General features: G+C 72.8%; 15 protein-coding genes. 12 read left to right on the forward strand and 3 right to left on the reverse strand.

Going from position 1 to position 14,338, the window contains the following annotated elements; all coding sequences use genetic code 11:
• The 9 genes from R6Y94_RS26565 to R6Y94_RS26605 all read left to right on the forward strand — a co-directional run.
• On the forward strand, positions 1 to 902 hold a 902-nt coding region (locus R6Y94_RS26565), incomplete at its 5' end, for a serine hydrolase (RefSeq protein ID WP_412102888.1).
• Positions 903 to 1,319: 417 nt separating this feature from the next.
• Entirely contained in the window at positions 1,320 to 2,381 is a 1,062-nt protein-coding gene (locus R6Y94_RS26570; RefSeq protein ID WP_318398587.1) for a PhoH family protein, read from the forward strand.
• A gap of 53 nt (positions 2,382 to 2,434) precedes the next feature.
• The gene (ybeY, locus tag R6Y94_RS26575; protein ID WP_101367540.1) at positions 2,435 to 2,902 is read left to right on the forward strand and encodes an rRNA maturation RNase YbeY; all 468 of its coding nucleotides are present in this window, start codon (positions 2,435 to 2,437) and stop codon (positions 2,900 to 2,902) included.
• Positions 2,902 to 4,329, forward strand: coding sequence for a hemolysin family protein (locus tag R6Y94_RS26580; protein WP_318398588.1), 1,428 nt, complete (start codon positions 2,902 to 2,904; stop codon positions 4,327 to 4,329). The genes ybeY and R6Y94_RS26580 overlap by 1 nt, the downstream gene beginning before the upstream one ends.
• Positions 4,322 to 4,717 carry a cytidine deaminase gene (locus tag R6Y94_RS26585; RefSeq protein ID WP_318398589.1) on the forward strand — a complete coding sequence of 132 codons (396 nt, stop codon included), beginning with the start codon at positions 4,322 to 4,324 and terminating at the stop codon, positions 4,715 to 4,717. The genes R6Y94_RS26580 and R6Y94_RS26585 overlap by 8 nt, the downstream gene beginning before the upstream one ends.
• The gene (gene era / locus R6Y94_RS26590; protein ID WP_318398590.1) at positions 4,714 to 5,670 is read left to right on the forward strand and encodes a GTPase Era; all 957 of its coding nucleotides are present in this window, start codon (positions 4,714 to 4,716) and stop codon (positions 5,668 to 5,670) included. The genes R6Y94_RS26585 and era overlap by 4 nt, the downstream gene beginning before the upstream one ends.
• Before the next feature lie 65 nt (positions 5,671 to 5,735).
• On the forward strand, positions 5,736 to 6,575 hold the full coding sequence (locus R6Y94_RS26595) for an NAD(P)-dependent oxidoreductase (RefSeq protein ID WP_318398591.1): 840 nt from the start codon (positions 5,736 to 5,738) through the stop codon (positions 6,573 to 6,575).
• Between the two features lie 72 nt (positions 6,576 to 6,647).
• Entirely contained in the window at positions 6,648 to 7,304 is a 657-nt protein-coding gene (locus R6Y94_RS26600; RefSeq protein ID WP_318398592.1) for an MOSC domain-containing protein, read from the forward strand.
• A 147-nt stretch (positions 7,305 to 7,451) separates the two neighbouring features.
• Positions 7,452 to 8,582, forward strand: coding sequence for an acyltransferase (locus tag R6Y94_RS26605; RefSeq protein ID WP_318398593.1), 1,131 nt, complete (start codon positions 7,452 to 7,454; stop codon positions 8,580 to 8,582).
• On the opposite strand, the gene R6Y94_RS26610 is transcribed toward R6Y94_RS26605, so the two are convergent.
• Positions 8,563 to 9,348, reverse strand: coding sequence for a DUF4097 family beta strand repeat-containing protein (locus R6Y94_RS26610; protein ID WP_318398594.1), 786 nt, complete (start codon positions 9,346 to 9,348; stop codon positions 8,563 to 8,565). The genes R6Y94_RS26605 and R6Y94_RS26610 overlap by 20 nt on opposite strands.
• 175 nt (positions 9,349 to 9,523) lie before the next feature.
• On the opposite strand from R6Y94_RS26610, the gene recO reads away from it, so the two are divergent.
• From recO to R6Y94_RS26625, 3 genes are all read left to right on the forward strand, one after another.
• Positions 9,524 to 10,363 (forward strand): DNA repair protein RecO, encoded by an 840-nt coding sequence (gene recO / locus R6Y94_RS26615; protein WP_318398595.1) that lies wholly within the window; start codon positions 9,524 to 9,526, stop codon positions 10,361 to 10,363.
• An 8-nt stretch (positions 10,364 to 10,371) separates the two neighbouring features.
• Positions 10,372 to 11,184, forward strand: coding sequence for an isoprenyl transferase (locus tag R6Y94_RS26620; protein WP_318398596.1), 813 nt, complete (start codon positions 10,372 to 10,374; stop codon positions 11,182 to 11,184).
• Between the two features lie 293 nt (positions 11,185 to 11,477).
• Positions 11,478 to 11,732, forward strand: a complete 255-nt coding sequence (locus R6Y94_RS26625; RefSeq protein ID WP_318398597.1) for a hypothetical protein — start codon at positions 11,478 to 11,480, stop codon at positions 11,730 to 11,732.
• Between the two features lie 179 nt (positions 11,733 to 11,911).
• On the opposite strand, the gene R6Y94_RS26630 is transcribed toward R6Y94_RS26625, so the two are convergent.
• Together R6Y94_RS26630 and R6Y94_RS26635 are read right to left on the reverse strand one after the other, a co-directional pair.
• Positions 11,912 to 12,475 (reverse strand): hypothetical protein, encoded by a 564-nt coding sequence (locus R6Y94_RS26630; RefSeq protein WP_318398598.1) that lies wholly within the window; start codon positions 12,473 to 12,475, stop codon positions 11,912 to 11,914.
• Positions 12,472 to 14,208 (reverse strand): PHP domain-containing protein, encoded by a 1,737-nt coding sequence (locus R6Y94_RS26635; protein ID WP_318398599.1) that lies wholly within the window; start codon positions 14,206 to 14,208, stop codon positions 12,472 to 12,474. Before R6Y94_RS26635 ends, R6Y94_RS26630 begins: the two co-directional genes overlap by 4 nt.
• Between the last annotated feature and the right edge of the window lie 130 nt (positions 14,209 to 14,338).

A 14,338-nucleotide genomic window follows, 5' to 3' on the forward strand; every position in this document is an offset into this window, starting at 1 on the left:
GGGGCGGGGGGGGGGGGGGGCGGGGGGCGGGGGGGGGGGGCCGGGGGGGGGCCCCCCCCCCGGCCCCCCCCCCGCGGGGGGGGCCCGCGACCGGCTTCCTGGTCGACGCCTACTCCGACCACGCCCGGCCGGAGCCGAACACCGACCTGGGCGCGGTCGGGCCGGCGGCCCAGCTCTGGAGCACCGCACCCGACATGGCCCGCTGGGCGGCGTTCCTGGCCGACCCGGCGGCGCTGGACCCGGCCGGCGCGGTGCTCCGGCCGGGCACCCTGGACGAGATGCGCTGGCCGTTGACGGTGACCGACGAGTCGCTCTGGACCGCCGGGTTCGGGCTGGGTCTGATCCTGCTGCCCCAGCGGGACGCCTCGGGAGCCGCCGAGCGGATCGTGCACGTCGGCCACGACGGTGCCATGCCCGGCTTCCTGGCCAGCGTCTACGGCCGGCGGGGCGGTCCCGGCACCCCCGGGGCGATGGGCTGCGCGGTGCTCGGCTCCTCCGGCACCGGCGTCGCGGTGAACGAGCTGGCGCACCAGATCCTGGCCGCCTCGGCGCAGGACGATCCCGCCGACATCGCGCCGTGGACCCCGGGCGAGCCGGCTCCGGAGCCCTACCGCGGGCTGCTCGGTCGCTGGTGGGGCGAGGGTTTCGAGTACGTCTTCTCGTGGCGGGACGGCGCCCTGCGGGCCCAGGGCGCGGCGGACCCGGCAGGCAGGCCACCGGCGATCTTCGCCCCGTTGCCGGACCGGCCGGACGTGCTGCGTACGGTCTCCGGGCGGGAGGTCGGCGAGCTGCTCCGGCTGACCCGGGACGACCGGGGCGAGGTGGTCAGGATGCACTGGGCCACCTACCGTTTCACCCGGCGCCAGGAGACATTCGACCGCTTCGACTTCCGGGCGAGCTGACGGTCCCGCCCGCTTACCGGGCTCGCCGCATCCACCCGTCCGGCACGGTCCCGGTCGTCGCGTTCCGAGGGACGCCCCCGGAAGGCAGCCGGTCGGCGACCTGTACTCCCGGGAGGCGTCACGGCCGTCCGGTTACGCACAGGATGTCCAGGTCGGCGGCTGACCGGCCCCTGCCGGCGAGGACGCCGCGGGTCGGTCCGACGCGGCGGGGTCGGGTCGGCGGGACGCGGGCGCGGAGCGATTGCGGGACGACCTGCCCAGGTCGGCGGAGAGCGGCGGAAATGGGCAGCGTGCCGTCGGCGTTGAACGGATACGATGACTCCAACGTCCGCACGTCGCGCGACCAGCCGGGAAGCTCCCGGTGGCACCGCGGCACCGAGATCGGAAGCAGGTGGCACAGGGCCTCGGGCCCGACCCATGACCGGTACCCCATCCCCGGGGCAGGCCCGGGTGCAGACCAGGATCACGGTTCCTGACCCCAAGATCATGGTTAACCTGCTCGGCGCGGGCGACGAGATCCTGCGACTGATCGAGCGGTCGATCCCCAGTGACGTGCACGTCCGGGGAAACGAGATCACCCTCACCGGTGCCCCTGCCGACAACGCCTTCGCTGAACGGCTCTTCACCGAGCTGCTCGAGTTGATCGAGAAGGGCGAGACACTGACCACCGACGCCGTGCGGCGTACCCTCGGCATGATCGAGCAGGGCGGCACCGAGCGCCCCGCCGAGGTGCTGACGCTCAACATCCTGTCCCGGCGCGGCCGGACCATCCGGCCCAAGACGCTGGGCCAGAAGCGGTACGTCGACGCGATCGACGGGAAGACCATCGTCTTCGGGATCGGCCCGGCCGGTACCGGCAAGACCTACCTCGCGATGGCCAAGGCCGTGCAGGCGCTCCAGGCCAAGCAGGTGAACCGAATCATCCTGACCCGGCCGGCGGTCGAGGCCGGCGAGCGGCTCGGCTTCCTGCCCGGCACCCTGCACGAGAAGATCGACCCCTACCTGCGGCCGCTCTACGACGCGCTGCACGACATGCTCGACCCGGATTCCATCCCGAAGCTGATGGCCGCCGGGACGATCGAGGTCGCGCCGCTGGCATACATGAGGGGTCGGACGCTCAACGACGCGTTCATCATCCTGGACGAGGCGCAGAACACCACGCCCGAGCAGATGAAGATGTTCCTCACCCGGCTGGGCTTCGGTTCCAAGATCGTGGTGACCGGTGACGTGACCCAGGTCGACCTGCCCGGCGGGACGACCAGCGGCCTGCGCGCCGTGCGGGACATCCTGGAGGGCGTGGAGGACGTGCACTTCTCCCAACTCTCCAGCTCCGACGTCGTGCGGCACCGGCTGGTCAGTGACATCGTGGACGCGTACGCCCGCTGGGACGCCGAGCGGGAGTCCCAGCAGCAGGGCCAGGGCGTGCACGCCGTACCGGGGCGGACCGCGCACGGCGGCCGGGCCGGCCGGCGCCGCTAGTCCGTCCGACAGTGCAGTCACCACAGCTTTCCACAGTCCATCAGGGGAACCAGTTGTCCATCGAGATCGCCAACGAGTCGGGGAGCGCCGTCGACACCGACGCCGTGCTCGCCGTGGCCCGGCACGCCCTCGACGAGATGGGAGTGAACTCCCTCGCCGAGCTGTCGGTGCTGCTCGTCGACGTCGACTACATGACCGAGCTGAACCACCGCTGGATGGGTGGCGACGGCCCGACCGACGTACTCGCCTTCCCGATGGACGAGGGCAGCGTCGACCACGGGCCCGGCGAGGTCAACGGCGGTGAGCCGGCACTCCTCGGCGACATCGTGCTCTGCCCGGAGGTCGCCGCCAAGCAGGCCGCCACGGCCGGGCACTCGGCCGCCGACGAGCTGCACCTGCTGACCGTGCACGGCGTACTGCACCTGCTCGGCTACGACCACGCCGAACCGGAGGAGGAACGGGAGATGTTCGCGCTACAGGCGCGGCTCCTGGATAGCTGGCGCGCGACCCGGACCCAGTGATGCCTGACCATTTAGCCGCGCTGCCCGCGTCGCTGGCGTCGTCCGCCAGTACCCCGGGCGGCCTGCCCGATCTCCAGTTGCTGTTCTTCGCCGCCGGTCTGGTGGTGCTCGCCGGGATCTTCGCGATGGCCGACGCCGCGCTCGGTGCTGTCTCCCCGGCCCAGGCCGGCGAGCTGGCCCGGGACGGCGTACGCGGCGCGCGTACCCTCCAGGTCGTCGCCGCCGACGCGGTCCGGCACATCAACCTGCTGCTGTTGCTGCGGCTGCTCTGTGAACTGACCGCGACCGTCCTGGTCGCGCTGGTCGCGGTGGACACCTTCGGCGCCGGCTGGACCGCCGCCCTGGTCACCGCGGGCGCGATGACCGTGGTCAGCTTCGTGGTGGTCGGCGTGGCGCCGCGCACCATCGGCCGGCAGCACGCCTACACCGTCGGCCGGGTCACCGCGCCGCTGGTCCGCTGGCTGGGCCGGGTGCTGAACCCGCTCGCCTCGCTGCTGATCCTGATCGGCAACGCGGTGACCCCGGGGCGCGGCTTCCGGGAGGGCCCGTTCGCCACCCAGGTCGAGCTGCGCGAGCTGGTCGACCTGGCCGAGCAGCGCGGCGTCGTGGAGCACGGCGAACGGCAGATGATCCACTCCGTCTTCGCGCTCGGGGACACCATCGTCCGCGAGGTGATGGTGCCGCGTACCGAGATGGTCTGGATCGAGGCGCACAAGAAGCTGCCGCAGGCGCTGGTGCTCTTCCTCCGCTCCGGCTTCTCCCGGATCCCGGTGATCGGGGACAGCGTGGACGACGTGCTCGGGGTGCTCTATCTCAAGGACGTGATCCGGCAGACCCAGGGCGACGACCCCGCCGCCGCCGGGCGGCCGGTCGCCGAGGTGATGCGCACCGCCACCTTCGTGCCCGAGTCGAAGCCGGTCGACGACCTGCTCTCCGAGATGCAGGCGGCCCGCACCCACATGGTGATCGTCGTCGACGAGTACGGCGGCACCGGCGGGCTGGTCACCATCGAGGACATCCTGGAGGAGATCGTCGGCGAGATCACCGACGAGTACGACGTCGAGCGCCCGCCGGTCGAGCGCCTCGACGACGGCCAGGTGCGGGTCACCGCCCGGCTGCCGGTGGAAGACCTCGGCGAGCTGTTCGACGTCGAGCTGCCGACCGACGAGGTGGAGACGGTGGGCGGACTGCTCGCCCAGGCCCTCGGCCGGGTGCCGCTGCCCGGCGCCTCGGCCGACGTGGGCGGGCTGCGGCTGATCGCCGAGGGCACCACCGGCCGGCGCAACCACATCGACTCCGTACTGGTCCGCCGGCTCACCGCGGCCGACGAGCCGGAGCAGATCGTTACCGACCCCGAGGTCCGGGGCGCACAGAGCACCCGGGAGCAGCACTCCCGGGCCGAGGAGAGGCAACCCGCCGATGCCTGACCCGTCCGCCGTGCCGACCGCCCCGATCGGCGGGCACACCCCGTCGGTGACGGTCGAGCTGACCGCCGAGGACACCAAGCTGGTGGTCCTGGCCCGGGGTGCCCGGGGCCGGGCCGGTGCGGTGGAGGGCGCGGCAGTACGCGACCAGGACGGCCGGACGTATGCCGCCGCCAGCGTCTCACTGCCGTCGCTGACCATCACCGCGTTGCAGCTCGCGGTCGCCTCGGCGGTCGCCGCCGGGGCCACCCGGCTGGAGGCAGGTGCGGTGGTGACCGAGGCGTCGACGCTGGACGGCGCCGGGCACGCCGCCGTCCGCGACCTCGCCGCCGACGCGCCGATCCACGTCGCCGCCCCGGACGGCACCCTGCTCGGCACGGTGCTGGAGTGACCGCAGCAGACTCCGGCCACCGCTCGACCCGGCAGCAGCGGTCGACCGGCCAGCGGTCGTCGCCCCGCGAGCCGGCCGGTTACCGGGCCGGGTTCGCCTGCTTCGTCGGGCGGCCGAACGCCGGCAAGTCGACGCTGACCAACGCGATCGTCGGGCAGAAGATCGCGATCACCTCCAACAAGCCGCAGACCACCCGGCACGTGATCCGGGCCGTACTGCACCGGCCCGACTCGCAGCTGGTCCTGGTCGACACCCCGGGCCTGCACCGGCCGCGTACCCTGCTCGGCGAGCGCCTCAACGACCTGGTCCGGCAGACCTGGAGCGAGGTCGACGTGATCGGCCTCTGCATCCCGGCGGACGAGCCGATCGGCCGGGGCGACCGGTTCATCACCGGCGAGCTGGCCGAGCTGAAGGCCACGGTGCTGGCGGTGGTGACCAAGACCGACCTGGTGGACCGGAGGCGGCTGGCCGAGCAGTTGCTCGCGGTCAGCGAGCTGGGCGACTTCGCCGAGGTGGTACCGGTCAGCGCGGTCTCCGGCCACCAGGTGGAGACCCTGGTCGACGTGATGACCGGCTATCTGCCGTCGTCACCGCAGCTCTACCCCGACGACATGCTCACCGACGAGCCGGAGCAGATCCTGGTCGCCGAGCTGATCCGGGAGGCGGCCCTGGAGGGGGTCCGGGACGAGCTGCCGCACTCGATCGCGGTGGTGGTCGAGGAGATGATCCCCGAGGACCGGCTGATGAAGATCTACGCCGACGTCTACGTGGAACGCTCCAGCCAGAAGGCGATCGTGATCGGGGCCCGCGCCAGCCGGCTCAAGGATGTCGGCATACGGGCCCGGCAGCAGATCGAGGAGTTGCTTGGCACCCGGGTCTATCTCGACCTGCACGTCCGGGTCGCCAAGGACTGGCAGCGGGATCCGAAGCAGCTCCGCAAGCTCGGCTTCTGAGCCCGAAGCCGCTCGATCGGCCCGGAGATGCTGAGCGTCGATCGGCCGGGAGGAGGGGAGCGCGGATGCCGGCACGGCTACTGGTCACCGGGTCGGCCGGGCGGGTCGGGCGGCTGCTCCGGCCCCGGCTGGCAGGCCCGGAGCGGATCCTGCGGCTGCTCGACGTCGCCGACCAGCCCCTGGCGGCGCCCGGCGAACCGGTGGAGATCGTCCGCGCCGACCTGCACGACCCGGTGGCGCTGGCGGCGGCCTGTTCCGGGGTCGACGCCGTACTGCACCTGGCCGCGATCCCCGGCGAGGACACCTTCGCCGAACTGCTCCGGGTGAACGTGGCGGGCACCATGAGCGTCCTGGAGGCGGTCCGCACGGCGGGGGTACCCCGGGTGGTACTGGCCTCGTCGATCCACGCGGCCGGCTGGTACCGCCGGGCCGGCAGCAGCCCGGAGCCGGCCGGCGTACCGGCACCGACCGGGCCGGACGGGATGCCGGCGGCGGTGCCGCCCCGCCCGGACACCTACTACGGCTGGTCCAAGGCGGCCGTCGAGTCGCTCGGCAGCCTCTACGCGGACCGGTTCGGCATCACCGTCTTCGCGCTGCGGCTCGGCGCCTGCTTCCCCGAACCGCCCGGGATGAGCGGGCTGGAGAACTGGATCTCCCCGGACGACTGCGCCCGGCTGGTCGACGCCTGCCTGCGGGCGGACGCCACCGGCTTTCGGCTGCTCTGGGGGATCAGCCGGAACAGTCGCCGCTGGTGGTCGCTGGCCGAGGGGCGGGAGATCGGGTACGAGCCCGAAGACGACGCCGAACACTACGCCGACCGGGCACGCCCGCTCGACGGCGAAGCCGCCACCGCCGGTCTGGTCGGCGCCCAGTTCTGCGGCTACCCGCTGGGCGAACGGCGCTGAGGTCTGGCGGGGGCCGGTCGGCGAGCGAAATCGGTGTCTGTCGAAGCGCCGGACTGGGTAAGGTGCGGATCCATGGGGAAAATCCTCTCGGTCAACCTGGCCGTGCCCGAGCCGAACAGCGCCAAGGCGGTCGGGACCACCGGCATCAACAAGCGGCCGGTGGACGGGCCCGTGCTGGTCCGGGCGCCCGGACCGAAGACCGTCGGACTGGGCAGTGGCCTGGTCGGTGACCAGATCTTCGACGTGGCGCACCACGGCGGCGACGACCAGGCGGTGTACGCGTACGCCCGGGAGGACTACGACTGGTGGGAGGCGGAGCTGGGGCGTCCGCTGCCCGGTGGACTCTTCGGGGAGAACCTCACCACGGTCGGGCTCGACGTGAACGGGGCGGTTCTCGGCGAGCAGTGGCGGATCGGCGCGGAGCTGGTGCTGCAGACCACCTTCGGCCGGATCCCGTGCGCCACCTTCCAGCTCAAGATGGGGGTGCCGCAGTGGCTGAAGCAGTTCACCCGGGCGGCCCGGCCGGGGGCGTACCTCCGGGTGGTGCGGCCGGGTCAGGTGCGGGCCGGTGACGAGGTGACGGTGCTGCACCGGCCGGAGCACGGGGTGACCGTCGCCGAGGGGTTCCGGGCCTGGATGTCCGAACCGGAACTGCTGCCCCGGCTGCTGGCCGTCGAGGAGGCGCCGGAGGGGCTCCGGGAGCAGGTACGCCGGAGGTTGGGCGTTTGATCCGGTAGCCGTACCCGGGTGTGGTCCGGGCTATTCGCCGCCAATTTCCGGAAGGTTCATCTCACCACCTTCCCGGAATCCGTTGCAATGGCGGAGATGCGGGGTAGGAAGGCACCTGCCCCCTGCCCCGCCGACCAAGTCAGGCTGATGCGAAACCGGTACTACGACCTACTGCGCTGTCTTGCCATCGTCCGTGTCGTCGTCTACCACGTCACCGGTTGGGCCTTCCTCACCCTGGCGTTCCCGGCCATGTCGGTGATGTTCGCGCTGGCCGGGGCGTTGATGGCCAACTCCCTCGACCGCTGGGGCACGGCCGCCGTCGGCCGTCGGCTGCGCCGACTCCTGCCCTCGCTCTGGGTGGTGGCGCTGCTCTTCGTACCCGCCATGCTGCTCACCGGACTGGCGCCGTCCTGGCGGCTGGTGTTCTGGCTGCTGCCGTTGGCCGATCCGCCGGCCAACTCCTGGGGCGCGTTGGTGCTGAGCGTGGTCTGGTATCTGCGCGACTACCTCTGGTTCGTTCTCGTCTCGCCGCTGGCCCGCTGGCTGTTCCGGCGCTGGCCGGTGCCGACGCTGCTCGCGCCGTACCTGCTGCTCGGGGTCGTCGAGTTCGGCTACCCGGACGCGCCGGGAGTGCTCCGCGACTTCGGGCTCTACTACGGGGCCTGGCTGCTCGGTTTCGCCCAACACGACGGGCTGCTGCGGCGGATCCCCCGCCGGCTGCTGGTGGCGGTCGCGGTACCGGTCGGCGCGGCCGGACTCGGCTGGATTCTCACCCACCAGGGGGCACGCGGCTACGACCTGAACGACGTACCGCTGGGCAACGCGCTCTGGTCCGTCGCCTTCGTGCTGCTGGTCTTCGGGCTGGCGCCCTCGGCCGTCGCCTGGGTCGACCGCTGGGCGCCGCTCGACCGGGCGGTGACCGTGCTGAACAGCCGGGCGCTGACCGTCTATCTCTGGCACATGCCCTTCGTGATCGCCCTCAACGAACTGCTCTCCGGGCTGGGGCTGGCCCATTCCTCCGCGCTGGGCCTGGCGGCCCGGCTGGCCGCCGTCGCCGTGCTGGTGGCGGTCGCGGTCGCGCTCTTCGGCTGGGTCGAGGACCTGGCTGCCCGGCGCCCGCCGCGCCTGCTGCCCGGCGGTACCGCCCGGGCGCCGGCCGGGGTTGCCGCGCCCCCCGCCGGACCGCCGGCCGGCGTCGCCGCACCGCCGGTTCCGGGAGATCCCGCGCGGAGTACGTCGGCCGGCGAGCCCGCCGGGCTCAGCTCGATCGGACGGTGATGGTGCCGCTGCCGGTCTGCATGTCGAGTACGGACGTGGCGGCCGGGTCGTTCGGCACCTGTACGTCGGTGTCGCCCGAGTCGGCGTGCGCCGCCACCCGGTAGCCGCCGGCCGGGACGGTCAGGTCGATCGAGCCGCTCGACGCGCTGGCCTGGACCGAGGTGGCGGCGGCAAGGGTCAGCGAGATGTCGCCGGAACCCGTCTGCGCGGTCACCTTCCCGGCGCCCAGCGAGCGTCCCTCGATCGACCCCGAGCCGGCCCGCGCCGAGACGGTGCCGGGCACCCGGTTGAGGGTGACGTCCCCGGAACCGGTCTCGACGCGTACCGAGCCGCTGGCGTCGGTCACCGAGATGTCGCCGGAGCCGACCTTGAGGTCCACCTCGGTCAGCGCGGTCAGGGTGACGTTTCCGGAGCCGTTCTCGCCGCGCAGTGCGACGCCGGCCGGGGCGAGGACGTCGTACGACACCCCGCAGTGCCGGCCGCAGTCGGTGTCCAGGATGAGCTTCGTGCCCTCGATCCGGTAGGTGGCGTCGTTCGGTTCGGGGCCGCGGTACTGCACCACCCGTTCGATCCGGACGTTCTGCACGGCTCCGGTGCGTACCACCACGTCTCCGGCGCCCGGGGATATCTCGATCTCGGTGATCTTCACGTCCTCGGTGCGGTCGTAGGTGAGGCGCTGTTCGGCGAGGCCGTCGCAGCCGGCCAGGGCGATCAGGGCGACCAGGGCGAGCCCACCGGTCAGGGCGGTGGTCCGGGAAACGAGCATGGCCGAAGGCTATGGCCGCGGCGGCCCGCCGGACATCCGGGTCCGCCACCGACCCACCCCGATGCCGACCCTGAGAACGGTCTCAGGGTCGCCGATCGGGAAACCCGGTCGCCCGGACCTGGACGGCCCCGGACCGGGCGCCCGGCCGGATGCGCCGGCAGGCAACAATGGGCGGGTGCCCGGGTACCGCCGACAGCTCTACCGCGACGACGCGGTGGTGTTGCGCGTGCAGAAACTCGGCGAGTCCGACCGGATCATCACCCTGCTGACCCGCCGGCACGGTCGGCTGCGGGCGGTCGCCCGGGGGGTACGCCGGACCACCTCGCGGTTCGGTGCCCGGCTGGAGCCGTTCGGCCACGTCGACCTCCAGATCGCCGGCGACCCGAAGGGGGAGCAGGGCAGCTCGCTGCACTCGATCAGCCAGGTGGAGGGGATCCAGCTCTACGGCAAGGCGTTCGTCGCCGACTATCCCCGCTACACGGCGGCGAGTGCGATCGCCGAGACGGCGGAGCGGCTCACCCCGGTCGAGCGGGAGCCGTCGCTGCGGCTGTTCCAGCTCACCCTGGGCGGGCTGCGTGCGCTCGCCGACGGGGAGCACGCCAGCACCCTGGTGCTGGACGCCTACCTGCTGCGCGGGATGGGGCTGGCCGGCTGGGCACCGGCGCTGGTCGCCTGCGCCGTCTGCGGTACGCCGGGCCGGCACGGCGCGTTCTCCGTACCCGCCGGGGGGTGTGTCTGCCCGGACTGCCGACCGCCCGGCGCCGCCCACCCGGCGCCGGCCACCCTCGACCTGATGGCCGCGCTCGTCTCCGGGGACTGGCCGACGGCGGACGCCGCCTCCTCGCCGCACCGCCGGGAGTGCAGCGGGCTGGTGGCGGCGCACCTGCAATGGCATCTGGAGCGGGGGTTACGCTCGTTGCCGCTGGTCGACAGGGGCTCGACCGGTGAGCGTACGGAACGGGCGCGACACGTCCCGCGCCCCGACCCGGCGGACGTAGCGAAGGAAGCACAGTGATCCGAGCGATGACCAACCGAGCCCGTCGGAAGCCGGTGCCACCGACCCCGCATCCGTCCGGGGCGCGGCCCCCGGCGTTGCCGGTGGAGGCGCTGCCCAAGCACGTGGCGGTGGTGATGGACGGCAACGGGCGGTGGGCCAAGCAGCGTGGACTGCCCCGGACCAAGGGGCACGAGCAGGGTGAGTACTCCCTCTTCGACACCATCGAGGGGGCGATCGAGCTGGGCGTTCCCTATCTCTCGGCGTACGCCTTCTCGACGGAGAACTGGCGCCGCTCCCCGGACGAGGTGCGCTTCCTGATGGGCTTCAACCGGGAGGTCATCCGGCGCCGCCGGGACCAGTTGGTGGACCTCGGTGTCCGGGTGGTCTGGTCCGGGCGGGCCGGTCGGCTCTGGAAGAGCGTGATCTCGGAGTTGCAGACGGCCGAGGAGATGTCCCGGGGCAATTCGACGCTGACCCTCCAGTTCTGCGTCAACTACGGCGGGCAGGCCGAGATCGCCGATGCCGCCGCCGCGATCGCCCGGGACGTCGCGGCCGGCAAGGTCCACCCGGACAAGGTCAACGAGAAGATGATCTCGCGGTACCTCTACCACCCCGAGGTGCCGCCGGTCGACATGTTCCTCCGCCCCTCCGGCGAACAGCGCATCTCCAACTTCCTGCTCTGGCAGAGCGCGTACGCCGAACTGGTCTACCTGGACACCCTCTGGCCGGACTTCGACCGCCGCCATCTCTGGTACGCCTGCGAGCTGTACGCCCAGCGGGACCGCCGGTTCGGCGGCGCCCTGCCCAACCCGGTCGCACCCGGGCCGGCGCACGGCTGACCGCCGGCCCGGTGGACCCGGCTTGACTTCGACCCGGAAAACGGGTGCGCCCGGGGCACGGTCCGGGTTATGGTCCAGGGCATGCGGTACTGACGCCCCATCATCCGAGCCCACCCGCCCGCCTGTTCCGCGCGGCGCGGGCGTGAGCGCTCCGGGCGTCCGTACCGTTCCGCCTTCTCCGGCGACCAGTCACCTCTCGGTGACACCTCCGCGAACGGACTCCCGGGATCCCCGTCCCGCGCGCCGCTGCCGCCGTGCAAGCGGAGCGGCCGACCAGGAGGAGAGAACACCGTATGCCTGCCAAACGAAAGTCCAGGAAGACCACCGGCTCCACCGGATCCGGCTCCCCGGCCCGGTCCGGCCGGCCGAAGGACGAGTCGACTGAACTCGGTACCCCGATCGTGCTGCCGGATGACGACACCTCGGCGCCCCAGCGACCGGCGGCTCCGAAGGCCGGTCCGATCGTCCGCAACGGCGGCGGTCCGGGCGGGGTCGGACACGGTCGGGGCGCCGCGTCGTCCCGCCGGTACGCCTTCCGGCGTAGCTGAGCCGGCCCGCGGGTCGACCGCTCCCGGGCCACCGTACGCGTGGGGTCGGCGCCTGCCGACCCCACGCGTGCCCGCCATCCGGTGGCTCCGGCTGGTGGCCGGGGATCGCGTCCGGCATCTCCGGGCGCTCTTCCCGGCCGCCCGGCTGCTGCGCCTGCCGGGTGGCGGGTGGCCGGCGGTTACCGGTGGTCCGCGCAGCAGGGAGTCGGGTCGGGCACCTCGAAGGGCCCGATCCGGTTGCCCGCGACCGGCGTGGTGACCAGGGTCAGCCGCCCGTCCAACCACTGTGGACGGACAAAGTCCCGGGTCTCGACCGGAGTGTCCGGGTCCGGCGCCCCGGCACCGAGCACGGTCACCCGTTCGATGGCGCTCACCTCGATCAGCTCGGCGACCGTGAGGGTGCCGACCAGCAGCTCGACACCGGGATAGCGCACCGCCCGGCCGGACCGCCGGGCGAGGTGCCCGGCGGCGCCGTGCCCGGCCGCCTCCCGCAGCTCCGGCGCGGTGACCGGCAGCTCCGGCAGCGCCGCACCGGGCAACCGCACACTGATCGTGACGTGCGGGTACGGCGTGGCCGTCAGGTGCGTGCAGGCGACCAGGTCGGGCCGGCCGAGCGGCTGCACGTACTCGCGCAGCCAGTGTTCGGCCTCCCGGTCGGTCCGGTGCCCCAGGCTGAGTCCGAGCACCGGGCCGGACCCCGCGTCGGAGCCGGCCCGGGTGACACCGGGGTGCCGGCCGGTCAACTCGGCAGCACCCAGATCGGGTTGGCGTAGAACCACAGGTCCTGCCACGGGTCGGCGGCCCCGACCACGTCGATCGCCGGTCCGTGCGGGTCCACGGCGGCACCCATCAGGCCGGGCGCGCTGCGCCTGCCGTCGGTGCCGCGCAGCCGGACGTAGAACGGCTCGTCGACCCGGCCGAACGAGTAGCTGAACGAGACCCGTCCGGTGCCCTTGCCGACCTCGTACGACTTCACCACCTTGGCGGTCGGGGCGGTGAACGCGTCGCGGTCGCGGACCGGGCCGGTGACCCGACCCGTGATCACGTCGACCCGGGCCAGTACCGGCACGAACTGCGACCAGTTGGGCGTGTTCGCCAGGTCGATTTCGATGGTCAGCTCGACCGGGGTTCCGCGCCGGACCCGAAGCGTTCCGCCGAGCGGGGTGCCGGAGTCCTTCCGGCGGTCCCCGGCCACCCGGGCGCGTACGTCGAGACCGCTGATCAGGCCGCCGTGGTCCACCCACACCCGGCCGGAGCGCAGCCCGTCCATCACCGCGCGGTAGCTGAACGAGGTCGCACCGACATGCGTCCGGCTGTACTGACCCGGCCAGTAGTCACCGGCCTCGGTCAGCAGCGGCCCGTACACCGGGTCCGGGTAGCGGCCGTCGGCGTCGAAGTTCCCGCCCGGCCCGCGCTGCGAGGTGTCCAGGTAGTTGACGTGCGAGTCGGAGTTGGCGCTGATCCACCACGGCTTGCCCTCGGCGAGCAGGCTGTCCCAGAGCCCGCCGACGGTGGCGGTCATCCAGTCGAAGCCGCCCCAGGTGCGGTAGCTCTCCAGCGGGTAGCCGGGGAACGACGCGGCGGACGGGTTGTTGTCGTAGTAGCCCCGGGCCCGGCCGGCGGTCAACCTCGGCAGGCCGGCGGCCTGGTGCCCGGGCGCACCCTCCATCCCGATCGCCACGGTGGGATCGGCGTCGCGCCAGCCCCGCACCTCGTGCGGCGAGTCGATGCCGCGCCGGGCCGGGTGGTTGGCGAGGAAGAGCGCACCCTCGACCCGGCGGCGCCGGACCGCCTCGCCGAGGAACTTGATGCCGGCGATCGCCAGCGCCTCGTTCGCCGGGGTGGGGTCGCCCGCGCCCTTCACGCTGCCGTCGAAGGCGTTCTCGAACTCCTTCAGCACCGCCACCTCGTTGCGCCCCGGCGCGACGAAGACGGTGGCGTGCTCGGCGGCCGGGATGTTCCACTCCAGGCCCTGGTAGATCAGCAGGTCCTTGAGCCGGCTCCGGGCGGCGACGATGTCCGGGTTGACCTTCTCCACGCCGATCTTCGCGTGTGCCACGCTGCCGTGGTCGGTGACGACCATCCAGTCCAGCCCGTACGCCCGGGCGTGCCGGGCCTGGTCGATCACCCGGTACTGGGCGTCCGAGCTGTACTGGGTGTGGATGTGGTGGTCACCGGCGAGCCACTGGAAGCCGCCCTGCCGGTCCCGGTCCCGGTCGTCGCCGTGGCCGCCGTGGTCGCTGTGGTCGCCGTCCGAGCCGTGCGCGTGGGCCAGTTCGGGGGTGGCCAGTACGGTCGCGGCGGCACCGGCGCCGAGCAGGCCCGCGTTGCGCAGGAAACCCCGCCGGGAGCGGTCGGCGGGCGACAGTTCCTCGTCCGGTACGCCCAGGTTGACGGCGGCGGGCAGTTCACCGCCGGTGCCGTGGTCGTGACCGTGGTGCTGCTCGTCGTGGTGGTGCGGGTGGCCGTGGCCCATGAGCTCGCTCTCTCTTCTCGAGTCAGTGCAGGTGGCCTAATCTCGCCCGGCTCGGGAAACAACAGATGACCTGTTCAGGGCACCTGTGCAAACATGCTGACGCGGACATGGGTCGACCGGTGGACCGGAT

The sequence above is a fragment of the Plantactinospora sp. KLBMP9567 genome, assembly GCF_033446045.1.
Classification (GTDB): Bacteria; Actinomycetota; Actinomycetes; order Mycobacteriales; family Micromonosporaceae; genus Plantactinospora.